24 protein-coding genes are annotated in these 22,421 nt (G+C 48.5%); 9 read left to right on the top strand and 15 right to left on the bottom strand.

Translation table 11 applies throughout. The annotated features are described in order from the left end of the window. Positions 1-27: 27 nt before the first annotated feature. A complete protein-coding gene (locus tag EZV61_RS13820) occupies positions 28-1,803 on the bottom strand; it encodes a mechanosensitive ion channel family protein (RefSeq protein WP_131416311.1) in 1,776 nt (591 codons plus the stop codon). Positions 1,804-2,036: 233 nt separating this feature from the next. Then, entirely contained in the window at positions 2,037-3,695 is a 1,659-nt protein-coding gene (locus tag EZV61_RS13815) for a tannase/feruloyl esterase family alpha/beta hydrolase (RefSeq protein WP_131416309.1), read from the bottom strand. Between the two features lie 231 nt (positions 3,696-3,926). On the opposite strand from EZV61_RS13815, the gene EZV61_RS13810 reads away from it, so the two are divergent. After that, a complete protein-coding gene (locus EZV61_RS13810; protein WP_131416307.1) occupies positions 3,927-4,274 on the top strand; it encodes a hypothetical protein in 348 nt (115 codons plus the stop codon). Between the two features lie 217 nt (positions 4,275-4,491). Here the strand turns inward: EZV61_RS13810 and EZV61_RS13805 are convergent, their stop codons facing one another. The 3 genes from EZV61_RS13805 to EZV61_RS13795 form a co-directional block, all read right to left on the bottom strand. Further along, entirely contained in the window at positions 4,492-4,713 is a 222-nt protein-coding gene (locus EZV61_RS13805) for a hypothetical protein (RefSeq protein ID WP_131416305.1), read from the bottom strand. A 419-nt stretch (positions 4,714-5,132) separates the two neighbouring features. Continuing rightward, complete coding sequence (locus EZV61_RS13800; protein ID WP_131416303.1) at positions 5,133-6,068, bottom strand: LysR family transcriptional regulator; 936 nt, start codon at positions 6,066-6,068, stop codon at positions 5,133-5,135. 216 nt (positions 6,069-6,284) lie between these two features. Then, on the bottom strand, positions 6,285-7,376 hold the full coding sequence (locus EZV61_RS13795; protein WP_131416301.1) for a calcium:cation antiporter: 1,092 nt from the start codon (positions 7,374-7,376) through the stop codon (positions 6,285-6,287). Between the two features lie 200 nt (positions 7,377-7,576). Here EZV61_RS13795 and EZV61_RS13790 point away from each other — a divergent pair, with 200 nt between their 5' ends. The 5 genes from EZV61_RS13790 (at position 7,577) to EZV61_RS13770 (ending at position 11,723) form a co-directional block, all read left to right on the top strand. Then, on the top strand, positions 7,577-8,557 hold the full coding sequence (locus tag EZV61_RS13790) for an endonuclease/exonuclease/phosphatase family protein (RefSeq protein ID WP_131416299.1): 981 nt from the start codon (positions 7,577-7,579) through the stop codon (positions 8,555-8,557). Between the two features lie 175 nt (positions 8,558-8,732). After that, a complete protein-coding gene (locus tag EZV61_RS13785; RefSeq protein ID WP_114336447.1) occupies positions 8,733-9,083 on the top strand; it encodes a DUF4870 domain-containing protein in 351 nt (116 codons plus the stop codon). A gap of 102 nt (positions 9,084-9,185) precedes the next feature. Then, complete coding sequence (locus tag EZV61_RS13780) at positions 9,186-9,773, top strand: DUF4234 domain-containing protein (RefSeq protein ID WP_130565694.1); 588 nt, start codon at positions 9,186-9,188, stop codon at positions 9,771-9,773. Positions 9,774-9,920: 147 nt separating this feature from the next. Beyond that, positions 9,921-11,009, top strand: coding sequence for a lipase family protein (locus EZV61_RS13775; RefSeq protein WP_130565695.1), 1,089 nt, complete (start codon positions 9,921-9,923; stop codon positions 11,007-11,009). Between the two features lie 162 nt (positions 11,010-11,171). Further along, a complete protein-coding gene (locus EZV61_RS13770) occupies positions 11,172-11,723 on the top strand; it encodes a GNAT family N-acetyltransferase (RefSeq protein WP_114336441.1) in 552 nt (183 codons plus the stop codon). Between the two features lie 75 nt (positions 11,724-11,798). On the opposite strand, the gene EZV61_RS13765 is transcribed toward EZV61_RS13770, so the two are convergent. From EZV61_RS13765 to EZV61_RS13755, 3 genes are all read right to left on the bottom strand, one after another. Further along, complete coding sequence (locus EZV61_RS13765) at positions 11,799-12,185, bottom strand: VOC family protein (protein WP_114336440.1); 387 nt, start codon at positions 12,183-12,185, stop codon at positions 11,799-11,801. 110 nt (positions 12,186-12,295) lie between these two features. Further along, positions 12,296-12,664: a hypothetical protein gene (locus EZV61_RS13760; RefSeq protein WP_131416297.1), complete on the bottom strand. Its 369-nt coding sequence runs from the start codon at positions 12,662-12,664 to the stop codon at positions 12,296-12,298. A gap of 61 nt (positions 12,665-12,725) precedes the next feature. Beyond that, entirely contained in the window at positions 12,726-13,214 is a 489-nt protein-coding gene (locus EZV61_RS13755) for a YcxB family protein (RefSeq protein WP_114336438.1), read from the bottom strand. A gap of 226 nt (positions 13,215-13,440) precedes the next feature. Here EZV61_RS13755 and EZV61_RS13750 point away from each other — a divergent pair, with 226 nt between their 5' ends. Together EZV61_RS13750 and EZV61_RS13745 are read left to right on the top strand one after the other, a co-directional pair. Next, complete coding sequence (locus EZV61_RS13750; protein WP_131416295.1) at positions 13,441-14,505, top strand: DUF2817 domain-containing protein; 1,065 nt, start codon at positions 13,441-13,443, stop codon at positions 14,503-14,505. Then, positions 14,502-15,269: an alpha/beta fold hydrolase gene (locus EZV61_RS13745; RefSeq protein ID WP_131416293.1), complete on the top strand. Its 768-nt coding sequence runs from the start codon at positions 14,502-14,504 to the stop codon at positions 15,267-15,269. The genes EZV61_RS13750 and EZV61_RS13745 overlap by 4 nt, the downstream gene beginning before the upstream one ends. Here the strand turns inward: EZV61_RS13745 and EZV61_RS13740 are convergent. Both EZV61_RS13740 and EZV61_RS13735 read right to left on the bottom strand, forming a co-directional pair. After that, complete coding sequence (locus EZV61_RS13740) at positions 15,266-15,607, bottom strand: hypothetical protein (protein ID WP_240695211.1); 342 nt, start codon at positions 15,605-15,607, stop codon at positions 15,266-15,268. The two genes, EZV61_RS13745 and EZV61_RS13740, sit on opposite strands and share 4 nt — an antisense overlap. A 163-nt stretch (positions 15,608-15,770) precedes the next feature. Beyond that, positions 15,771-17,135: a hypothetical protein gene (locus tag EZV61_RS13735; protein WP_131416291.1), complete on the bottom strand. Its 1,365-nt coding sequence runs from the start codon at positions 17,133-17,135 to the stop codon at positions 15,771-15,773. A gap of 283 nt (positions 17,136-17,418) precedes the next feature. Between EZV61_RS13735 and EZV61_RS13730 the strand changes: the two genes are divergently transcribed. Further along, entirely contained in the window at positions 17,419-18,162 is a 744-nt protein-coding gene (locus EZV61_RS13730) for a tRNA (adenine(22)-N(1))-methyltransferase (RefSeq protein WP_131416289.1), read from the top strand. A gap of 27 nt (positions 18,163-18,189) precedes the next feature. Here the strand turns inward: EZV61_RS13730 and EZV61_RS13725 are convergent, their stop codons facing one another. From EZV61_RS13725 to nifV, 5 genes are all read right to left on the bottom strand, one after another. Continuing rightward, positions 18,190-18,600: a hypothetical protein gene (locus EZV61_RS13725; protein WP_131416287.1), complete on the bottom strand. Its 411-nt coding sequence runs from the start codon at positions 18,598-18,600 to the stop codon at positions 18,190-18,192. 195 nt (positions 18,601-18,795) lie between these two features. Continuing rightward, entirely contained in the window at positions 18,796-19,662 is an 867-nt protein-coding gene (gene nifM / locus EZV61_RS13720) for a nitrogen fixation protein NifM (protein ID WP_131416285.1), read from the bottom strand. Positions 19,663-20,391: 729 nt separating this feature from the next. Beyond that, the gene (locus EZV61_RS13715; protein WP_131416283.1) at positions 20,392-20,862 is read right to left on the bottom strand and encodes a nitrogen fixation protein NifZ; all 471 of its coding nucleotides are present in this window, start codon (positions 20,860-20,862) and stop codon (positions 20,392-20,394) included. A gap of 30 nt (positions 20,863-20,892) precedes the next feature. After that, positions 20,893-21,216, bottom strand: coding sequence for a nitrogenase-stabilizing/protective protein NifW (locus EZV61_RS13710; RefSeq protein WP_131416281.1), 324 nt, complete (start codon positions 21,214-21,216; stop codon positions 20,893-20,895). Between the two features lie 10 nt (positions 21,217-21,226). Further along, on the bottom strand, positions 21,227-22,399 hold the full coding sequence (gene nifV / locus EZV61_RS13705; protein WP_131416279.1) for a homocitrate synthase: 1,173 nt from the start codon (positions 22,397-22,399) through the stop codon (positions 21,227-21,229). Between the last annotated feature and the right edge of the window lie 22 nt (positions 22,400-22,421).

Raw genomic sequence — 22,421 nt, 5'->3', positions numbered from 1 at the left:
AAGAACCATATTGGGTCACCACAACAACTATCCAAGTGTGTTAGTGGCATCCTTTCGAATAGATGCTGAACGATGCGGGTAGATTGAGCTGTCTTTAATCTCGTATTTATACTCGTAGCTAAAGTCAGGAAATGGGTAATTCTCCGCTTCCACCCACTGCGCTACGGTCTCATCTGCTTTCTCTTTCTTGTCTTGTTCGATCGCTTCAACATCACCTGCAGACTGGCGTTGATTGGCATAAGCCAACTTCGCACCCACCAAGTCGACTTGTTCAAGTACGGCAAACAACAGTTCTTCTTGTATAGACAAGAACTCATCATGCACTTTGGAGCGAATATAAATAACAATGCCGATCTCCAGCGCGTAACTACCTACGCCAAGAAAACGCACCCTGACCGGCTCCTCTTCCACTTTCGGATGCTGCAAAAATATTCGGCGCAGGTTAACCAATAGCACTTTTAACTGGCCCATGGACAACTCAGGGCGCAGCATCAAGGTATGGTCCATACGTCGCTTATCACGGCGATCAAGATTATCAATTTCGATGTTTGCCAGTTCAGAATTAGGAATGGTAATAACTGAACGTTCTAAGGTACGAATGCGTGTTGAGCGCAGGCCAATGTTTTCAATAACGCCTAAATTGTCACCATAGCGGCACAAGTCACCGGTTTTTATACCGCCATCGGCGTACAGCGTTAACCCGTTAATGACATTTTCCAGTAGCGGCCGAACGGCCAATGCCAAGGCTAAACCACCCACACCTAAACCGGCCAACAGCGGGCTGATCGAATAGCCCATAAACTCGATGCCATATAAACCTATCAGGATAACGACAATCACCCCGAATATGCGTGCTAACACAGTGATCAGCGAAGTATCGATATGCTCGGTGGTGCTTTTTCTATGGGCAAATAACAACGCAGCATGGTTGATCAACGCCATCACCAGCCAGCCAATCAACACAAACTGGACGATCAAAAACAATATCGCCAAGGTCTGATACACCACACCAGACAGCCAGATACCATCATCAATGATGGTACGCAGCAGCAACAACCATAGCGCAGCAGACATAAGTGCGATGATATGGCCAATACGCCAACCGATCCGCTCGGTGGTTTGTGCTTTCCATGCATTCCAGCTAGTCGCAATATACGAGACAAAGCGCAGAAACCCCCAGCTCACCAATGCCATTAAACCCAGGGCGATCCACTGCCACACAGGCAGGCTTAAAGCGATACGGTGGTATTTTTCGTCCAGCGACAGGATAAAATCGCGGGACAAAAGCGGCCCCGGGCTGACCAGAAACTCATCATAATAATTTTCGCGATCACTCACGACATAGGGCAAGTTGTGGATGAAATGGTACCAATAGGAAAGTTTCTGCACCGAGGTTTCCGAAAACAGGAATAGCCCTTTGAGATCACCTTCGGTTTGCTTCACCAACACCAAGTCAGTATTTGCCACGCGCCAGTGGGATATCTCATTTTCAGTGACCATTTGCGCGTCAGGCAAGGCGCTGATATCTAATCCTGTAATGCGGTCGAGTATTTCCCGCAGCAGAATAATCCTTTCCATCACCACTACTTGGCGACTCCGATTAGGCACTAATGACAGATCCAGTACTTTCGCCGATTGGAAATAGGCTTTCATACCCGCCTGAGAATCAAGCGTTTCATTTCGCCAGTGCTCAATCAGTTCATCTGACGATTCAAAGAACCCCTCTAATGCCGCCTTCGGGCTGCTCAGATCGATCACATCGCTTTCTTCAGCCAGCACTGGCGAGGAATAAACGATTGCCATGCTGAACAGCATGCTGCAAAAAATTAGAAAAGGTCTCGTGATCACTGTCGTCATGTTTCAGCCTTAAAAAGCTTTGAACTCACACCCACAGATTAGTTAATTCGCCGCAAAATCCCTATGAATTAGAGAAATTTATATTTGGCGTGGACAGGGGATGACGTTTGCAAATGATGTTTGAGAAGAAAGGTGAAATCACACCTTTCCCCTCAATGCATTGCACTTAACCGCCTAGGTTAAAACACCAACCCGCGCACGTTATCCTGAGAGACGAACATGGGTGGATATTTAACCTCGCGACAGTGATAGCTCTCTGGGTCTAATAGTTCACCTTCACCATCGTATTCAAGCACATCCGGATAGGCGCACAGCTTACTGCGACTCGCAAAGCCGTCGCTTTCATTGCCCCCTAATGCCAAAACCTCGGTCGGTGCGTCACCTGTGTCCAGCCACTGCTCAGCTTCGTTGAGAAAATCCACCCAGAATGGACCATCACCACCGGAACAATGATCAACACCCGGCATCAAAAACAAGCGAACATCATCGATCACTGCGGGATCTTGGGCTACCAGATGTTGGTAGTATTTAATGGTACTGGCAGGTGAAATCGCCATATCTCGCAGCCCTGTCCACATCATCAACTTCCCGCCTGCGTTACGAAACTCTGACAGGTCCGTACCCGCGATATTGAGCTGTTTAGCTACCTTTGCAGTGTCTTGATCCAGTTGATCAAAATCGTAAGCCAGGCGCTCCCATGAGCCATTAAACACCATGTCCCTCATGATCCCCTGACCAAACGCATAAGAGAAGTTTGGCGTATGAGGGGCGCTGTAGGATGTTGTTACTGACGTTTGAAAATTGTCCAGCTGCAGTGCATCAGTACCACCCGCAAGCCAACGCTGAACACCGGCTTCAGCTATCTCTGCGCCGGGATAAAAACCGGGAGCGATCAGGTTGCCGTGACTGTCATAAGCGCCGTCATAGATCAGCGACAACACTTTCACCTGTGCTTCACTCAGGCAGTCACTGTCTTGATCATCACTGCAAGCCAGCGATGCCACATCAAAATCACACTGCCACGGCTCGGAGATTAAGCCCTTGTGAATAGGCAAGTCGCTAGCGCATTGTGCCATCACAGCGTTATGCACTAACTGCCACTGCTCTTCCCCTATTAACGCGTGTGAAGTTTGCGCTGGATCCGGAAACATCTGGTTGCTGATCATAGAGAAATGCCCGCCCAGGTAATGTGTCCAGTTATAGGCAGGTGCCCCGGCAATGATCAGATCATAATCATGGGGGTATCGCTCTGCTGCAATCAGGCCCTGACCTCCTCCCCGTGAGCAGCCATAAAACAAGTTACGATCGCTGGCTTTGCCATAGTAGTGCTCAATGACTTGCTTAGCCGTTTCAGTGGTGAGATGCACAGCTCGGCCGCCAAAGTTTTCCAGTCGCTGGGGATGATCAATTGCCCAGCTCGCGTCCAATGGATGCCCGCGGTGACCTGTATCAGTGCCGGCAGTGGCATAGTGCTTACCGGGGAACGCAGCGTCTACGTAGTTAACAACATCACCAACGAAACCACCGCCGCCACTCATAACAAATCGTCCGTTCCACTCTTCAGGCAAACGTACCTCGAAGTTGATCTCGTCTTCAATGGTGCCGGTGACCAGGCAGTAACCCGGCAGCGCTTCTGCGGCGGTATAAGCTACTTGGTTTACAGTCGGCATATGGGCGAGCTGACAGCGGGTTTCAGATTGGTTTTTATCGGCAAGTTTGGCCGGTTGCTTAGTTGACTGCTTTGCCGGTTCACATCCAACCAACGACGTCGCCAACAATGTTGTCAGTAAGGCGCCGCCCGCAATAATCGCTGAGGGTTGTTTCTTTAGTCTCTTCAAAATGCGTTCCTCCCAAAAGGATTCATTGAAATAGGTAAAAGCAAAAAATGTTGGGAGGACTATATGGCTGAACAGCGGGGATGGTCGATGAATCTCATCAATTCATATTTGGGCCATCATCAGTGAGTTTCACGCTTACATTTCACCAAAATTGAATTTCTATAATTCATCAACAACCATACAAAACCGATGTAGTTTTGCCTCATCAATCACCGAGATGAGCGGCACCCAATGAACGAAATCACACTGAACGAAAACAGCTACCGATTGCTGGACACGGGGGACGGCGAGCCTGTACTCATCATCACTTCAAGGGAAGAAACGGAACTGTTATCAACCCAGTTAGAACTGGATAAACGCGATCACAAACTACGAGCGCTTAGACTAAATATATCGGCCGTCACATCTAGCTTCTTTGGCAATAAAGAAAGCATGAATTTGAAATCGTTGGCGAGAGATATTCATGCGTTGCTGGATATCTATTGGCTCGACCATGTGTACCTGTTCAGCGATCATTTAAATCATCGACAACTCGCCAAACTACAAACTCATTTGGGCTATCGAGCCACTATTTTTTAACAATGATGACATGACTATTTGACCGCCCGTTGAACCAAGCAAATGCACTGTCCGGTGTATTCGTTGGTTCAACAGGCAAGCTGCCAAGCAATAAGATGATGACAACGTCAAAAGGATTTGACGAAGCGCTAGTTCATCATTGGCTGTTTCTGCCTTACACGCGCTTAGCTAAACTGATGATTAATTCACAGGGGAGATTCAAAGAGGAAGTTTTGTGTCACAAACGTTTAATCGCACGAATGAAAAGCACCAAACAAACTACAAATACAAATACCTGCAGAAAACTCACGCCCCCCAGCATCAGCAGGTTGCGCCAATCGACGCTGCCCTCACAATCAAACTCACACTGAGGGCTGTATTGCCATGCGATAAACATGACCAAGGCTGCGGCCAGGCCCCCAATGATGACACCTGCGGTGACTAATTTTCTACTTATCATGGGTTACTCAACAGATTTATGAGTGACTTATTGTCACCTTCTCGCGAATATTCTGATACCTAACAAACCTTACGATGAAGCCAAGCCTAAATCCACCTGCGCACACCCGCTTTGTAATCCAGATAGTCTGAGTCAAAACGCGCTTGCAAGTGCACCTCTTCGGCCTTGGTTTGGCTATGCAAAGCATACAAGCCAACCGAAAGGCAGCGAGATAAACGCGAATAAACTCAATGGCAAATGATGGTTCTGTCATGTTTTTTATCGACAGTTGATGCTTGCAAAAATGCAAAGCGAATAACGTGTTTGCCCCTACTCTATCAGCCTGCTGATTAAAAAATTTCGTACTCGGTCATGCCTTCAAGCACGAGACACACTCAAACAGTAGTGATGGTATTTGTTAATAAAAAGCAGGGTCAGTGTTATTCGACAGCTGGTTGAACCAAGGCCTCAAAGTACTGCTCCATTGTCTGGTGCAACAATTGATTCAACGGATAGCCGCGACGAGTCTGAAGATAGCCACCGCAAATAGTGATGCTTTTCATCTCTCTTGGCACTGTCGGCAATGGGTACGTGGCGAGTTCTGGTTCGTTATCGGTCAGAAAACTACTAGAGATCGTTATCAAATCAGACCTTTTTAGCTTATCAGTCAACACGGATACGCTATGTGTCACCAGCTTGACGTTGGCTTCATATCCTTTCGAACGGTAAAACACTTCCACCGGTGCATGCTTGGTGTTGAGCCCATCAATCACAACACGCGCGATGGGCAGTGAATGAAATGTTTCCCAATCAGAGCCTGCCGACAATACCGGGTGATTTTTACGTCCGACAATGCGTAAAGCGATCTCTTTCAACGGGTGAGTGTAGACCTCTTGCGGTAAAGGATAAGAAGAGACGTTCAGCACGTAATCAATGTCACCCTTTAACAGATCGGTCAACGTCTCCGGTTGCCAACTCACCAGATTAATTGTCGCTTGCGGAAGAGCATCATCAATCGCACGATATATCCCTTTACCCAACACATCTAACAGGTAAGAACTCAGAACGATAGTGACTTCTCCCGTATAAATTTTGGGATCAAAATTTTGATAATTTTCCACGACTTTAAGCACTGGCGTCAGCATTTGGTCGGCCGCTTCAGCGAGTTTTTCAGCAAGCTCGGAAGGTTCAATACCGTGGGCTTTGCGCACAAACAGTTGATCGCCGAAAGTCTCCCTTAGCTTTGCCAAACCTCGACTGACACTGGTTTGAGATATACCAAGCCGACCTGCTGCGGCGTGGGTATTACGGGTTTCTACCACAGCTTTCAATAAACGCATCAAGTTAAGGTCAAGATCTTCAATCCCCTTTACCATGCCCACTATCTCCTTGAAACAAATATCGAATTTTAATCTAACCAATCAGGCTATTGTGGTCGATAAAAGCCAGCTATGGAATCAAGTTCGGTAGAATTTGCAGGCAGAACGCAAAACTAGAGGGATTGCAGCACGTAAAAACCTCCCCGCCTGATGGGTCTCAGGCCAAGGAGGTTATAAGTAGCCTACGAAAAGGCAATAGTGCTTGAGGTTTATTTAGTCGAACATCAACACCACGTATGCGAAGAACAATATCAGGTGAGTAGCCCCCATCAGTACATTTGACCGGCCACTGGCAAAACTCACGCTGGTCACCATCAAGGTAGCAAAGAGCAGCACCATGTCTGTCGGTGATAATCCAAGCGTAATGGGCTCAGCCAGGTAGATAGATATCAGCAGCACCGCCGGTACAGTTAATGCGATGGTTGCCAGCACGGAGCCAAAAAACAGGTTCATGGCGCGCTGTACTTGATTCTTCATCACCGCTTTAATACCACCCACACCTTCAGGAGCTAATACCAACAGCGCGACAATCAAACCACCCAGCGCAGCAGGCGCACCAAAGCTATGAATGCCATCATTGATTGGGATCGCGAGACTCTTAGCCAGCAGGATGATAATGGTGAGATAACCTACCAGCATCAGCGAATGAAACAAGTTGCTACCCAGCGGCCCATGATCTTCATGTGCTGATTCGTGTTCATCATTGACAAAGAAGTGCGTGTGACTTTTGGTTTGAGTAAACAAAAACACGGCATACAGCACCACAGAAGAGATGATCAGCGTCCAGGTTAAAGTCGGTGTAATAGATCCCGTGCCTTCCGGCGAAGTAAAATTTGGCAATACCAAACACAGCAGAGCCAGCGGGATGATCCCCACCAAGTACGATTTAATCCCCTCTTTGTTGTACTCTTGGGTATGGAATTTCCAGCCCCCCACCAGCAACGATATACCCACCAAGCCATTCAGCACCGCCATCACCACCGCAAACATGGTGTCTCTGGCTAATACGGGATTAGGCTCGCCCGTCAGCATCACCGACGAGATCATCACCACTTCAAGCAACACCACCGACAAAGTGAGGATCAGCGTCCCGAGTGGATCGCCGAGTTTGATAGCCAAGGCATCAGAGTGACGCACAACCGCAAAGATTGTGGCCATCACCACGCCAAACAACCCTAGAATGGCGACAACAGAACCCACTGAGAACCCACTGGCTGATAGCATTTGGTCGCCACCAAGCTTAAAAAAACAGACAGTAAGAATACCGATAAACAACAGGTATTCGTCGCGAAAAAGCTTTGTCATTGTGTCTCCCCTGTCACTGGAATAAAAGATGGTTCATCCAACTTGTTGGAGAGACTAAAGGCTACGTCTTACAAGGACTATGACTTAGAGAAATTCATAATTGGTCGAGCAAAAAGCCAGACACAAATATGTCGCCCTAAACGCTGACGAGGGATCTATAGTTTGAGTAATCATCGGCACTAAGGCACAAGGATGCCGTCATGCGGATCGCAACCTTTAATGTTGAAAATTTAGATACGCCAGCAGACGAAACCAATCCCAGTCTGAATCAACGCGTGCCAATTCTTAAAGCTGCTTTCGAGCGCATCAACGCAGATATTATTTGTCTACAGGAAGTTCATGGTCAGGAAACATCCGCCCATACCAGTCATAATCCAAGCCGAGTTTTATCTGCGCTTGATACCGTGTTGGCAGGCACCCAATACGAACACTATCATCGGGCATTTACCAAAACCCAAAACACGCCCTACGACAAACGCAATTTAGTGATCCTTTCCAAATTTGAAATTGAGGCCGAATATCAATATCGAAATGACCACATCGCCAAGCTGTCGTATCGAAAAGTCACCGCTAACCCACCAGAAATGCGCGCCAAAGATCTGAGCTGGGAACGCCCTATTCTTCATGCCAAATTGCTATTGCCCGATGGCTCTAAACTTCACATGATTAACCTGCATTTAAAATCTAGACTGGCATCCAATGTTGCAGGTCAAAAGAACGGCTTTAGCTGGCATAGCGCGGCAGGGTGGGCTGAGGGCTATTTCCTGTCATCAATAAAACGCGTGGGACAAGCGCTTGAAACGCGTATTTTGGTAGACCAGATATTCGATGCCGATCCTGACGCAAAAATAGTAGTGTGCGGTGATTTTAACGCCGCGCCTGGCGAAGTGCCGATCGAGGCGATGACCGGCGCAGTGGAAAATACCAACAACCTAAACCTTCGGGATCGCGTGTTGATCTCTTGCAGCAGAAATATCGCCGATTCAACAAAGTTTAGCCATCTACACCACGGCCAGAAAAATCTACTCGACCATATGCTCATTTCACAGTCGTTGTTAACCTGCTTTATCAGCGCAGAGATACACAACGAAAACCTGCATGACGAGAGTTTGCCATTCTCTTATGACAGCAAGTATCCCGAATCAGATCACGCACCTTTTATTGCCACGTTTAATCTGTAGCCAGAAAGCTGTTTTTTCGGACATTGGCGTGCAAATGTTTGAACTCACAACTAATAAGGTTATAGATATGATTTCAAACAGGCTTTAGAGTAAAGCAGGTAGCAATGACTAATCAGTGGTGCTGATTGCGAAATACAATGCAAGCCACCATCGGGAATACAAGAAAGGAAATCAAATGAGTGACGAAATAACAGAAGTAGAGGCAGAGATCTCTCAAGACACTAAAAACATGGCGCTACTGACATGGATCGGTACGATCTTTTTTGGCTTTATTCCGGGCCTTATTTTTTACCTCATCAAGAAAGATGATCCGTACCTGCAGGATCAGGCAAAAGAAGCGTTGAACTGGTCAATTACTGCTGCAATCGGTTACCTGTTATCAGCCATTTTGGTGATTGTCGTGATCGGCGCTTTACTGATGCCAGTCGTGGGTATTTGTCATTTAGTATTTTGTATCATGGGAGCTATCGCGGCATCGAGTGGCAAGCCATTCCGTGTCCCCTTTGCGATCCGTTTGATCAAATAACCTGTTTGCCACACACGTCAAACCGACAGCCAATGCTGTCGGTTTTTAACGTCACCAACTTTCGGCAGATACACAGACAAAAATCAAAATGAGGAAATTGAGATGGAAGAGGTTCTCAATGCAGCACCAGAGATCTCCAATACAAACACGGAAGTGTCCCAAGAGTTCTACGTCGTATCACCGTTAAAGTTTGTCATCCTTTTTATTGGTACCCTAGGTTTTTACTCTATCTACTGGTTTTATAAGCATTGGAGTCTGTTTAAAAAACACAATAACGACAACATCTGGCCTATCCCTCGGGCTATATTCGCCATTTTCTTCACCCATGCCCTGTTTGGCGTTATTGACGATAAGTACCAACAAGGTAACCATCCAGCCCGTAAGTCGCTAAGCTTTGCGGCTACCGTTTTTGTGGTATTGACCATACTTGGTCGGCTTTTAGACAAATTGGCAAGCAATGAGATTGTTGTGCCACTATTGGCATATTCAAGCTTGGCATTTATCCCTATTATCTGCTGGGCACTGCTACAAGGTCAGATCAGGGCAAATATCGCTTGCAATGACCCCGCCGCAAATTCAAATCGCACCCTCACTGTTTTTAATTGTCTTTGGTTGTTCCTCGGTGCCTTGCTTTGGTTTTTGGTTATTTTCGGATTGTTGATCACGTTGAATATCATTTCAGCGCAGTAACACCCTCCCAACCGACAGCCAATGCTGTCGGTTTTAGTTTCCTTAGCTAATAGGAAACACGGCGCTTATAGCCAATGGCTATTTGTAAAATGTCCTACCTTGTCTTAAGCCTATAGTTCACACACAAGGATTAATAAGGACAAACGGATGTCATCACCTACGGCTAACACTGCCCCAACGCTTTTCTCTCGACTCGCTTGCGCCTGTAATTGTGCTTACGGTATCAGTAGTAAAACTGGCAGCTACATCGCGCCAGCCATTTACGATCCAGCAGTAAATTGGACCGCACCACCCACCGCAATTTCAGCAACAAAATCCGGCGGGGGATCCGGGCCAAAGATCAACGCCTGCTTGGTTGGAATTAATCAGGATGGGATTATCATCGCCTTCCGGGGCACCTTACCGCCGGCATGGACAGTCGCCAGCCTAGAGGATTGGTGGCAAGACATTGTGGATTCTGCCCCAGTCTCCGCCCCACCATTGCCCGGTAAAGTGCACTCAGGATTTTGGGCCGCGCTAAATACCCTATGGGAAGACGTCGTTACCGCAGTGGAATTACTGCAACAAAAATACCCTTCAGCACCCATTTACGTTACCGGACACAGCAAAGGCGGGCCGTTAGCTTCACTAGGTGCGGCACGATTAATGTTAGGTGAGAATATCATCGCCACCCAAGTCGTCACCTTCGCATCTCCCCATCCCGGAGATACCAATTTTGTTACCCACTATCCCATGGCTCTGCCTGTCACTCGGCTTGAAAACTACTTAGACCTAGTACCGTTTTTGCCGCCGACACAAGAATTTGTCGACCTGTTCAAGGGGATTGGCGATACGAAACTAGGAAAAGCGTTTTGTCATTACTTCCCCAAAATATGCGCAGCCCTGCACTCCACCCAAAACTGGGATTATAGCTCGCTCGGGAAACTAGACTTTGTTACGTCAAGTGGTGATGTGGTTGGCATAGATAACTATCAGGCGATCCCGGAATATCGCTTTGTACAAATACTGGCAGCCCTGTTTGGCCTAGGTGATCACTATCAAACGCTGGCAGAACTCGCCGCTGATCCAGCATTATCTGAGGACGCCACGCCGGAACTGGCTGAAGCGCAACTGCTCGGTTTAGATCTCAGTAAAATTGGCGCTGCCCACTGTATAGCCTGTCAATCCGCCAGCTGTGCGGGGGGCTATATGACCGGAGCAGGCGGCGATCCGATCTGTCCGGCCTGTTCTGTGTAGTCATTTAGCTAGAGTAGTGATGCTTGTCGGCACACTACTCTAGCTACTATTGAATTTTGCTTAAATCCTAAGCAAAACTCAAAGCACAGATCGTCGCGCCGCTAAGGGAGTGATATTATCGCTGGCGTTTCATTTACCAACGCCCTGACGAGAACAATCAAGATGCAGTTTAGATGTGCCGAGTTAGCCGATATCGACAACGTATTGTCCCTTCATTTTCGCTATCAGGTAGATTCCATCGCCGAAGAGGATAAGAAGGATGGTTTTGTCACCACGCCATTCACTAAAGAAGAGATGACCCAACTAATCACACAGGAGCGTGGGTTGTTTATTGCAGAAAAAGAGGGTGAAGTCGTCGCCTATGCCATGGCAGCTTCTTGGCAGTTTTGGTCTAAATGGCCGATGTTTGCGCACATGATCAAAGGGCTACCTTCGCTGACCTACAACGAACAGGTGCTCAGTGTTGATAACTCGTACCAGTACGGCCCGGTCTGTGTCGATAAATCAGTCCGTGGCGAAGGTGTTTTCGAGCAAATTTTCGAGTTCGCATTGCAGCAGATGTCGACGCGCTATCCAATACTGGTCACCTTTATCAATAAGATTAACCCCAGATCTTATGCCGCCCATGTACGCAAAGCGAAGCTGGACGTGATCCAGGAGTTCGAATTCAATAATAATCAGTACTTCGAATTGGCCTGCCCCACCGTGCGCTAAACACTGAATAACCGTTCTGATAACAAAAAGGCAGGCCTATGATGGCCTGCCTTTTTCTGTTCGGTGGACGAACGATCAATCTTTAGGCAAACGATGCAAGGCGCACAGCTTGTTGCCCGCGGGATCCCTTAGATAAGCCAAATAAAGCTGACCAATAGAGCCTTCCCGTATCCCCGGCGGATCTTCACAAGTGACACCGCCATTAGCGATCCCAGCCGCATGCCAGGCATCCGCTTGTTCAGGGCTTTTTGCTGCAAAACCAATGGTGGTGCCATTGCCATGGCAAGCAGGTTCCCCATCAATCGGCTTAGTGATAGCAAACACACCGCTATCGGTGAAATAGAAGCAACGTCCCTTTTCATCGATCACGCCTGGCTCATACCCCATCGCGCCTAAAATAGCATCGTAAAAACGCTTCGATTCCTGAAGATCATTCGCACCCAAAAAAACGTGACTGAACATATACGGCCTCCTTGTGTTAACTGAATATATACCGTAGCCAACTTACCGCACTTAGTACAACGACACATTGAATGTTTAACCGTGATAGGTTTCATCACGACACAGACTACTTAGAACGGAAAAACCTGTGCGCTAAATATCTTCCACCTTTCCGCGACTAAATGGCAGAGGTAAAGCGTACCAAAATGTTGCTGCTGCTCATTAAAGCTAACTGACCACGCGATCTTTACCGACGCCGCATGGTCACCCAAAGGCTGATATTCCAGGATCTCAAAATCAGAACTTGTATAACCAGCAAGTTGTAACTGCTGGCAGTTCAGCGCGAACTTATTCTGCAGTGATTGCAAATCAGCAAACACTGCATTGCCATCACCGTCAGAAGTCGCACATGGCAACAGATAGCAATCACTGATAGCGGCAGGATCTAAACGCTCAAATGCAGCGTGATACGATTGAAAAAGCAGCCTTAACGCTTGCATAGATATCCTTAAAAAATGTCAGCATTACATCATGTTTTAATTTGAGAAGTGCCCGTGAGCTTTAAGCTCGTTCTGTTGCGTTATTCAACGCCATTAGATCGCCTATCACTTCCTCAGAGAACAGTGATTTAGACAGATACTGTTGCGCACCAGATTTGGCTACCAGAATAAGCCCTAGTTCGGTTTCAATGACGCGCTCCACATCAGCCCATAGCAGTGCTGTTTGGGTGTACGGATTTTGTGTCTTTATGCCATCTTCATCGATAACCAGCTTCACTTCACTACCCGAGCTGCGCCCCCACATCTGCCGTGTTAACCACCAAGCGCGGCGAAATCGAATATGAACGAGCTCCAGCCCACCCAACGCAACCAACATGATGCCGACCAACTTGGCTTGTTCAGTAAATAGCAGCAGACCGGTGCCGGCAACAAACAAACATGCCGGAAAAATATAGTTGGGCTTGGGGTTCTTACCATGGGGCAAAGACTGATCGTAGCATTCCGCCAGATATTTTTTAGACAGAGTAAATTGGGTAGTAAAACGTTGCATGTATCTTCTATTTATTCAGCGGGCACTTAGTTGCCCCACCATACCTTATTGGCGGTTATGAAAAAACAAAACCGGATCGGCACAGGCAGCAAACAACGCGTCATCGCAGCACCAAAGAATTAATAGCTTTAGCGGCACTGTAACAATCATCGAAGATATCCAAACTGTCATATTCTCGCGCTAGATTGAATTGGCCGGAGTTAACGACGCAATGACAGGGCGATGAATGAGATCAGACTTTCTCTACGAGTTAAACAAACAGTTACCCGAGCTGTTCGAACTACAGCAACTGATTGACCGTGCCGACAACCAGATTAAATCGCGAGTACTGACCCAAGTAAAATGTGGTTCCCACACCCTGCCGGTCTATCAACTCACGCTGGGCAGTGAAGATCCCACCGCCCCCGCCCTCGTCTTATTAGGTGGTGTCCATGGTGTAGAGCGCATTGGCACCCAAGTGTTATTAGCCTTCCTGCGCAGCCTGTTAGAAAGATTACGCTGGGATAAGGGACTAAACGCGCAACTGCAGCAGATGACTTTGATCTTCGTACCTCTGGTGAATCCAGGCGGCATGTGGATGCGACGTCGGTGTAATCCCAACGGCATCGATCTGATGCGCAACGCACCAATAGAATCTGCTGAACGCGTACTTTTTCTGGCTGGTGGTCATCGACTCAGTCGCCACCTGCCTTGGTACCGAGGCAAAGCCAATCAACCAATGGAGCCGGAGATTAACGCCGTTTATCAGTTGGTAAAAACGCAGTTACTGCAACGTCCGTTCTGCCTCAGCCTCGATTGCCATTCCGGCTTTGGCTTAACCGATCGGGTGTGGTTTCCCTACGCCCGTACCCGTCAACCGATCGCAGATCTCGCGGTCGCTTATCGGTTATCCCGCTTGTTTAATAAAGCCCATCGCCATAACACCAACTACCTATTTGAACCACAGTCCAGCAGCTACACGACCCACGGCGATGTCTGGGATCTGCTTTACGACGAAAGCAGGCAAACGCACCCCAAGCACACTTTTTTACCCCTAACCTTAGAGATGGGCTCCTGGCTTTGGGTGAAGAAAAACCCACGGCAACTGCTGCGGTTTGTCGATCTGTTTAACCCCACCGTACCCCATCGGCAAAATCGCGTCCTTCGTCGACATTACGCACTGATCGACTTCTTAATGGCTGCAACTCGCAGCTACGCCGAATGGTTGCCGCAAACCGCGAAACAACAGCGCAAAGACTTTAATGCCGGATTAAAAAACTGGTATAGCCATAGTAGAAAAGGCAACAAATGAAGCACCAGATCATCCTTATTCGCGGGCTTTTGCGAGAACAGCGCCATTGGGAAACGCTACCAGAGATATTGCGTAACAAACTGCCCCACACAGCCATCATCACACCGGATCTGGCAGGAAATGGTCGCCGTCATGGTGAAGCATCAGCTTGCAGTATCAGCGCTATGGTGGAAGATCTTCGTCGGCAAACAAAGCGGCAACGCGACCAAGGCGACCAAGGCGCAACTTACCTACTCGCCATCTCCATGGGCGGAATGATTGCCACCGAATGGGCAAAGCGATATCCGCAAGAGCTTTCCGGCATCGCTCTGATCAATACCAGCTTTGCCAACTTCAGCAACATCACTCAGCGCCTCGCTAGCCGCTGGTACCTGCCTATCATTCGCCATTTTGTGCTGCCCCGCTCATTACAAGCCAAAGAAGCACTGATATTACAAATGACCTCAAATCGGCACGCCACCAATCAACCGCTGCTGCAGCGCTGGGTGGCGTATCACAGAGAAGCCCCCGTCAGCCTAGCCAATGCCCTGCGTCAACTGTTAGCCGCGGCACGTTATCGTGCCCCCAGGCAAAAACCCGACGTGCCAGTGATGTTAATCGCATCCAGTCACGACCAATTGGTCAATACCACTTGTTCAAAACAGATAGCCACCCAATGGCAGTGTCCACTTTCTCTTCACCCCTACGCAGGCCATGACTTGCCATTGGATGATCCGCACTGGCTGGCGAAGGTGATAATGGAACACATGATAATCAGACGCTAATTCTGCGCTTTGGTTAGTCGCACGCCATCCACCACCATCTGCCATTGGCCATCAACCTCTGTTGGGGGCTCAGCGACAATAAACGTCGTGGTCACGGGGCCAATACCGACGATAAAGTTGTTACCCTGAAACTCTTTTAGAGGCGCGTTGATAGACGTGGTACCGCCTTTTTGTAATCGCTTATAGGCCACCGTGCCATCGGTCAGAATTAGCAGTTCCATCTCCCTACTCTGCCAATCTCCGGCGTAGTTCAACTTATCTACAGGCAACGGTTCGCTGCATGCTGACAGTAGCATTGCCATCACCACTGCGGCGATCGATCTCCATTTTGTTTTCACCTGACGCTCCTTGGGTATAAACAACACAATATTACTTGGCTGACTGTCGACACTAATATTGCTGGGATCTGAAACCACGTCTAGCCCCTCTGATCAAACATGCGACAAACATAAAAAAAGAGCGCTAACCTTAGCGCTCTTTTCCACATGACAGACAATTAAGTTAGTTAGTTTCTATGGTCATATCCACCCTGCCCCCTGGCCGTGGATCAGAACAACGCCCATGCACATAGCGCCCGTTGGCGGTAAATGGCCCAGTAGTACCGATACTGATAAAGTCGCCTAACAGGAATTGATCAATAACGCCGGTCGTAATTGAGACGTCATAAAGTTTGTAGCGCTTTAAATAGTCCTGCCAGCGATACTTGCTCGGATCATTAACCCACCACGCCAAATAAAGGTCGACTGACTCTTGCTCATTAATAAAGAAGATGTCGTTGCCATCATAGTGGCTACGCAGCTCCTCTTCTGCCAAGCACTTTTCAAAGCTATCGATACATTCTTTAATCGAATGCGGCGCCAGTAACCAAGCGTTTTGGGCAAAACCTGATGCATAGCCAATTCTTGGATTGTTTCGGCGCGGATTAAACTTATCCGGATAATTGACCCGAATACCGTAGCCATTGGGGATATTGTCAATTACGTCATCAGGTAAGTCACCTACCTCACCCACTGGCGTAAATAACTCTTCGCCCGTCCGCGCATCCCGAAGTCCTAACGGCCCCATGTAGGCAAAACTAACAAACTGTTTAAGATTTTGCTCACATGCAGGCACTTGCGGTGCAGCAACAATGGGCTGCTCTCTGTAAGCAGGTTTGTAACGATAGATCCCCCAATCAACATCGTTTACGCCCGTGAGTGTCGACATCAGTACCGAGCTGGTACGCGGACGAGGTGAGCCTGATTGGATCGCACAATGATAGACCCCATCTGGTGCACCAAGAAACTCTTCACCGTTGGCCTCTGCCTCCTCTCGCTCTCTCCATAATGCGGGATCATCCGGTTTGGCGGTATCGATACAGTTACCGGGTAGCGCAGTCACTTGGCCGGTCACCGGATTACGGATCTCACGGGGGCACTGGAATGGATCAGGATTAAACTGATCACAGGGAATATATCCCTCTTCTAAGTAAGAGGTATCATACGGATCTGATGTTGGATCCAGCGTTTGTACGTAATCTGGCGCGGGGGTACGTGATTTTTCAATTATCTCTACCGGATATTTAAAACTCCAATCATCCTGTGTGGCATATAGACAGAAGAAATTCGGCGGCGTGTTACCAGCACCTAGGTAGATATTGGCTGATCCCGCGTTGGGATCGGTTGGCCCAACCGCATTAACATCACACTCCCCCCTAACGGGTTGAGAAAAGCCACTGGTTTCAAAGTGCCCACTGTTTCTAACTCGTTCTCCTTCATAGGATGGAAGGTGGGCAAAACTAGAAGAAGTCATCGAAATTAAAGCGACGCCAGCAAGCACTGCCCACTTTGATTCCTGAGGCACTATCGGTGTGTGAGATTTATTCATCGGCTAGTTATCCGTTAATAATTATTATAATCAGAGTACTCACGGACACCGCTCTGAGCCCACGCGAATGCCCCGTGAGGGGCAACCCGCTTTAATCAGTATAAGATTACCGGTTAAAAATAGACCAATTAATGTACACACTTGAAACAAGCCACCAAGAACCGACAACGAAAACTCGGCAAGCGGCATCAATTTTAGTTTTAAACTTCATTGAGTCGCGATATAACGCGGCCAACCAAGTAGCAATGAAACTTACATTGAAATAATTAGTGAAACGACGCTGATGAAGTTAGGTAAACGATTACAGAGAATTGAACAGATGGTATTAACCGCGCGGCAAGCGAACGCAGGTTATAGCCATGTCTGGGACTGCTGCTGTGATCATGGCTTACTTGGCGCTGCACTGCTGACACACAAGGCGGCAGATACCGTACATTTTGTCGATATCGTGCCTGAGTTAATGGCACAGATAGACGAGAAACTCGCGCGTTTTTATGCCGACAGACAACCCCATGCTTGGCAAACCCACTGCTTGGACGTGGCAGCCCTGCCACTGAGCCAATATCAAGGCAAACATCTGGTGATCATCGCTGGAGTGGGTGGCGATCTGATGCTCCGTTTCATAAAAGAAATCCACCGAGCGCACCCAGACTTAGCGATCGATTTTTTGCTGTGTCCGGTGCACCACCAGTTCGCTTTACGACAAGCACTGATCGCACATAATTTCAGTTTAATTGATGAGGTATTGGTAGCTGAAAACCGGCGCTTTTACGAAGTGCTACAGGTCTCTTCAAATACAGATAGTAGCGCCCCAATAAGCCCTGTGGGTGACAAAATCTGGCGCTCAACCTCAACAGAAGAAGCCGAATTAGCAAAGAGCTACCTAAAAAAAACGCTCGCGCATTACCGCCGCATTCAACTAGGGCGCGACGATAGTGTTGAGCATATTCTCAAAGCATATAGCCACGTGGAATCACTACTGTGCAGTCACGGATACTCCGGAAACGCCCCTGCTGCGCGCCGGTAAGATACTAAAGGGTTACTAGAACCACATTCAGTCGCAGGTCAAAGCATGCTTGGTTAACGTACGATGCACCAAATATAACGTCAACGCACCACTTGCCAATACAGACAACAAAACCAGGTATGCGCCTAGCTCCAGCCCAATATAAAGCGCTGTAACAGCACCAACAATGTAGGCTGCACCGGCAACCATCTGTTTATTGGCTGGCGCAATAAGGGAAGGCAGCAACACAACCAATACAGCGGCCAACGATGAGAACAGCAGCAAACAGATAGCTTCTACATAGTGCATATAACCCGCCGTACACATCTCTGAGATCACCAGATCTGGAGGGCAAAATTTCTCAAATGCGAAAAGCGTCGACATGCCGATAAACATGCTTGCCATGTATCCTAGTACAGCCGCAGGGATCACTAAGATCCATCTAAAGACACGAATCATTTGTCAGCCTAGTGTTGAGTAATGTAGGCACCGCCGATACTTGTCGAGGCGACCTTCCTTGAATTAGTGACAAACTATTTTCGAGCAGTTGGCGTCCAGCGTCAAAAGAATCAAACATCCCATCCGCCATTTCGTATTCATTTGGCGCTTTAATCGGCGTGCTGGCTGCGGCGATCACGCGAATTAGCAGAACCACTAACTAAGGACTTTGTCGCGCTGTGTTTGCTCTCTATTTGCTACAACAAGCTCCGCCAGCCACTGTTTTTGCTTGGCAACGCGGGCGCGCTTCATATGGGCTTGGTTAATTTGTGGGTAAGCTTGAGCAAAACTCACGGTATGGGCAGGCATGATCTCGTGGCACCAGATAAGGTGATAACCGATTTCACTTTGGATCGGCGCGGAGATATCGTTCGCCGACATTCCAAATAGCACCTGATCCAACTCTGGATAGAGTTGTCCCTGGTGGCTAAATCCCAGTTCACCACCGCGCATGGCGCTCGGACATTCAGAATAACGTTTGGCGAGATGAACAAAGTTGTCAGTGGTTATCTTTTGCGCCAACTCGGTGATCCTCGCTAACGCTTGCTCGGCGGTATTTTCTGGAAATTCGTCATTGATAGTCAGCAAAATATGACTAACCCGGCGCCGCTCTGGCTGGGAGAACTTCTCCGGCTGTTTGTCATAGTAAGCCAGTGCCTGCTCCTGACTCAGATCCGGCAGATCTTTACAGATATAATCGAGAACAGTTTCGCTATGGATCTCGTCTCTAAGCGCTTGGCGCAGTTGAGGCAGATCTAAACCATTAACGGTCAACGAGTCGTAAAACTCCTCAACCTGTGGATAGCGCGATTGAAGTTCACTGATAGCCTGCTCCACCTGCGATGCACCGATCACCACTTTCGATGCCTCCGAACTATTTAGCACGCGCTGCTGTAATTGCTGAGCATTAACCGCTGCACGCTCGGCTTGCGCAAGCTGCTCCGGCTTAAGCTGCTGGAGGTTCAGGCCAAACTGAGCAAGACTGGCTTTCATCAATAGATATGCATGTGGAACGTTGCTCATAAAGTACTCCTGGCCTGTTATCTTTAACTAAGCGGTGGCTAAAAAACTTTCACCGATTTGAACTAAAAGTCCCGTTACTATTTGCTCTAAAGACCCCTCACCAATCTTTTTGATGAGAAATGCCTCTACCCAAGGAGAGGGAGTAAAAGCCATAACCAAGGCCGCTGCGCATTACAACTCCCCTAGGAGAAGGAGAAAAAGCTAATAACCAAGCCCATTGCAAATCGCCTTGCTCCTAATAGAGGTAATCAACAGCCAAAGCCTCTCAGCTCTGCGCTTTTTCTGTTTACCTCTTCTCCCTTGGGGAGAAGGTTGAGATGAGGGGTGTTTGCCTTTTCTGTTATGTGCTTTCCCTTCATCAGGCTTCGTCCAAGGCTTCTGAATCTAAAGACCCCTCACCCCAGCCCTCTCCCCTAGGAGAGGGAGTAAAAGCCATAACCAAGACCGCTGCACATTACAACTCCCCTAGGAGAGGGAGAAAAAGCTAATAACCAAGCCCATTGCAAATCGCCTCGCTCCTAAGAAAGGTAATCAACAGCCAAAGTCTCTCAGCTCTGCGCTTTTTCTGTTCACCTCTTCTCCCTTGGGGAGAAGATTGAGATGAGGGGTATTTGCCCTTTCTGTTATGTACTTTCCCTTCATCAGGCTTCGTCGAAAACTTCTGAATCTAAAGCCCCTCACCGTTCTTTTTGGTGAAAAACGCTTCTACCCTTAGAGAGTTCCAAAAGGCTAACAACTCACTGCAATCAGCGCTTTTTCTGGTAATAGCAGTTCTTGGTCCTGCCATTGCACGCGGTACTCTGTTGGCTGATCCTGCTGGCGATACACCCCAAGCACACTTACCGGATCGCCTTTGTTAGCAAACACCTCGCCATCCCGTGACAACGACAACCCCAATTGCACGTTGTCACCGTACTCAAACAGATTGTCTTGCCAGAGGGCATCACCATCTATTAGCTCGTTTTCACGGCAACCGATAGTTTTGTCGATATCGAGAAAGTGCACCTGATAGATCACCTGATCTTGCAGGAACATACCGACATGACGGACGTAGCCAACTTCTCCGCGACGCACCAGTAGCTTACCGCGGCGCATCTCTTCGCCGTCAATAATGGTCGGCTTGCCGATATAGGAACCGTCATCACGTACATTACGGATCAGCCTGACCTTACCGCCGATCTCGAACTTACTATTTAGCATGTCGTCTCCCCGTTTAGGTTTAGCGGGTTGTTAATCGCACTTTTGGCAGTCGCCACATTTACTGGCAGCGAACCCCACCTGCTCACCTTTCTGGATCAGGCAATAGGCTCTATTCAATGCACTTTTATAGTGTTGCCACCCCAGCATCGGGGTTTGCTTTTGGGTGTTCGCCAGTTGCTGATAGAACTGGCGTAACAGCTCTATACGGCGATGCTGGATCACTTCCGGTTGATAACTGACCTGAAAAAACTTCAGAAAATCTTCAGCAGAATCCAACTCCGCCAGTGCAAGATCGAGATCTGTCGCCGGCAATCTTGATTGGGGTGAACTAGATGCTGCAGCTGTACTCGTCATAAGGTACTCCTTAAGCCTGTAATAGCGGATACAAGCGCTGCGCTTCAAAGCGCGGCTCAGTCAACTGCTGCTGTAGCAGTTGCAACAATTCGTCGGATTTCGGGCTACGTTTGTACTGCTCAACCCATTGCGTTAGCAGCAGCTTAAAGCTTTCACATTCGCTGTCGCTGAGAGAAACGCCTAACGAATGACAAATGCTCTGGATCGCCCGCGAGCCGGAATGCTTACCCAACACCAGTGAATGCTGTCGCCCCAACAGTTTTGGATCGAAACCCTGATAGTTATTGGGATCTTTGAGTAAACCATCGACATGAATACCAGACTCATGGGTAAACACGCCTTTACCGACGATGCATTTTTGCTGGCAGATCCGACGACCCGACGCGGTCGCTACCTGCTGGCAGATCTCCGGTAATTTGGCAATTTGAATACCACTCTGGCCACGATACCGGCCGCCACGGATCACCTCCAACGCCATCGCCACCTCTTCCAACGGGGCATTGCCCGCGCGCTCGCCCAGGCCGGTGACCGTGGTGTTGGCGCTATGGGCCCCAGCAGCGATCGCAGCAAGCGTGTTGGCTGTCGCCAGGCCGAGATCATTGTGCGCATGAATTTCAATCTGTAGTGAGGTGTAATCCACCAAAGCAGAGATCAGTTCATGGGTGGTAAAAGGGTCAAGAATACCTAGGGTATCGGCAAAGCGCAGTCGCTGAGCGCCCGCCAGCTCAGCCTGCTCGGCGACTTGTAACAACAAAGCGGGATCAGCGCGGGACGCATCTTCCATGCCGATGCACACCTGTAACCCCATATCTAAGGCCTGCTTCACATGAGGCTCTATACGCCCGAGCATAGTGGCTTTGCTGATATTAAGTTTATGCTTCAGATGCTGTTCAGACACAGGGATCGACAAGTCGACCCAATCCAACCTTAAGCCCCTACAAGCATCAATGTCTGACGTTGTCATCCGGCACCAAGCCATCGACCGGGACTGAGTAAGGACAGCAGCTAGCTCTCTAATAGCGTCCCGCTCCATCTCGCCCATGGCCGGCACGCCAATCTCCAGTTCAGGAACACCGGCTGCCTGCAGCGCATCAGCGATCTGTAGTTTCTCTGCCAGTGAAAAAGCGACCCCAGCGGTCTGTTCGCCATCCCGCAGCGTGGTGTCATTAATGATCACAGCCATAACTTAACCTCCACTTTTCGCC

The organism is Corallincola luteus (assembly GCF_004336975.1).
Lineage (GTDB): Bacteria > Pseudomonadota > Gammaproteobacteria > Enterobacterales > Neiellaceae > Corallincola > Corallincola holothuriorum.
This window is presented reverse-complemented; position numbering and strand designations above follow the sequence as displayed.

What these genes read in the sequence shown, in the direction of transcription:
- EZV61_RS13760 (WP_131416297.1), bottom strand. Translation starts at nt 12,664, where the DNA reads ATGCAAGCGTTAAGGCTGCTTTTTCAATCGTATCACGCTGCATTTGAG.
- EZV61_RS13750 (WP_131416295.1), top strand. Translation starts at nt 13,441, where the DNA reads ATGAGATCAGACTTTCTCTACGAGTTAAACAAACAGTTACCCGAGCTG.
- EZV61_RS13810 (WP_131416307.1), top strand. Translation starts at nt 3,927, where the DNA reads ATGAACGAAATCACACTGAACGAAAACAGCTACCGATTGCTGGACACG.
- EZV61_RS13715 (WP_131416283.1), bottom strand. Translation starts at nt 20,862, where the DNA reads ATGCTAAATAGTAAGTTCGAGATCGGCGGTAAGGTCAGGCTGATCCGT.
- EZV61_RS13735 (WP_131416291.1), bottom strand. Translation starts at nt 17,135, where the DNA reads ATGAATAAATCTCACACACCGATAGTGCCTCAGGAATCAAAGTGGGCA.
- EZV61_RS13725 (WP_131416287.1), bottom strand. Translation starts at nt 18,600, where the DNA reads ATGATTCGTGTCTTTAGATGGATCTTAGTGATCCCTGCGGCTGTACTA.
- EZV61_RS13770 (WP_114336441.1), top strand. Translation starts at nt 11,172, where the DNA reads ATGCAGTTTAGATGTGCCGAGTTAGCCGATATCGACAACGTATTGTCC.
- EZV61_RS13745 (WP_131416293.1), top strand. Translation starts at nt 14,502, where the DNA reads ATGAAGCACCAGATCATCCTTATTCGCGGGCTTTTGCGAGAACAGCGC.
- EZV61_RS13795 (WP_131416301.1), bottom strand. Translation starts at nt 7,376, where the DNA reads ATGACAAAGCTTTTTCGCGACGAATACCTGTTGTTTATCGGTATTCTT.
- EZV61_RS13730 (WP_131416289.1), top strand. Translation starts at nt 17,419, where the DNA reads ATGAAGTTAGGTAAACGATTACAGAGAATTGAACAGATGGTATTAACC.
- EZV61_RS13785 (WP_114336447.1), top strand. Translation starts at nt 8,733, where the DNA reads ATGAGTGACGAAATAACAGAAGTAGAGGCAGAGATCTCTCAAGACACT.
- EZV61_RS13780 (WP_130565694.1), top strand. Translation starts at nt 9,186, where the DNA reads ATGGAAGAGGTTCTCAATGCAGCACCAGAGATCTCCAATACAAACACG.
- nifV (WP_131416279.1), bottom strand. Translation starts at nt 22,399, where the DNA reads ATGGCTGTGATCATTAATGACACCACGCTGCGGGATGGCGAACAGACC.
- EZV61_RS13800 (WP_131416303.1), bottom strand. Translation starts at nt 6,068, where the DNA reads ATGGTAAAGGGGATTGAAGATCTTGACCTTAACTTGATGCGTTTATTG.
- EZV61_RS13775 (WP_130565695.1), top strand. Translation starts at nt 9,921, where the DNA reads ATGTCATCACCTACGGCTAACACTGCCCCAACGCTTTTCTCTCGACTC.
- EZV61_RS13710 (WP_131416281.1), bottom strand. Translation starts at nt 21,216, where the DNA reads ATGACGAGTACAGCTGCAGCATCTAGTTCACCCCAATCAAGATTGCCG.
- EZV61_RS13765 (WP_114336440.1), bottom strand. Translation starts at nt 12,185, where the DNA reads ATGTTCAGTCACGTTTTTTTGGGTGCGAATGATCTTCAGGAATCGAAG.
- EZV61_RS13805 (WP_131416305.1), bottom strand. Translation starts at nt 4,713, where the DNA reads ATGATAAGTAGAAAATTAGTCACCGCAGGTGTCATCATTGGGGGCCTG.
- EZV61_RS13755 (WP_114336438.1), bottom strand. Translation starts at nt 13,214, where the DNA reads ATGCAACGTTTTACTACCCAATTTACTCTGTCTAAAAAATATCTGGCG.
- nifM (WP_131416285.1), bottom strand. Translation starts at nt 19,662, where the DNA reads ATGAGCAACGTTCCACATGCATATCTATTGATGAAAGCCAGTCTTGCT.
- EZV61_RS13820 (WP_131416311.1), bottom strand. Translation starts at nt 1,803, where the DNA reads ATGGCAATCGTTTATTCCTCGCCAGTGCTGGCTGAAGAAAGCGATGTG.
- EZV61_RS13790 (WP_131416299.1), top strand. Translation starts at nt 7,577, where the DNA reads ATGCGGATCGCAACCTTTAATGTTGAAAATTTAGATACGCCAGCAGAC.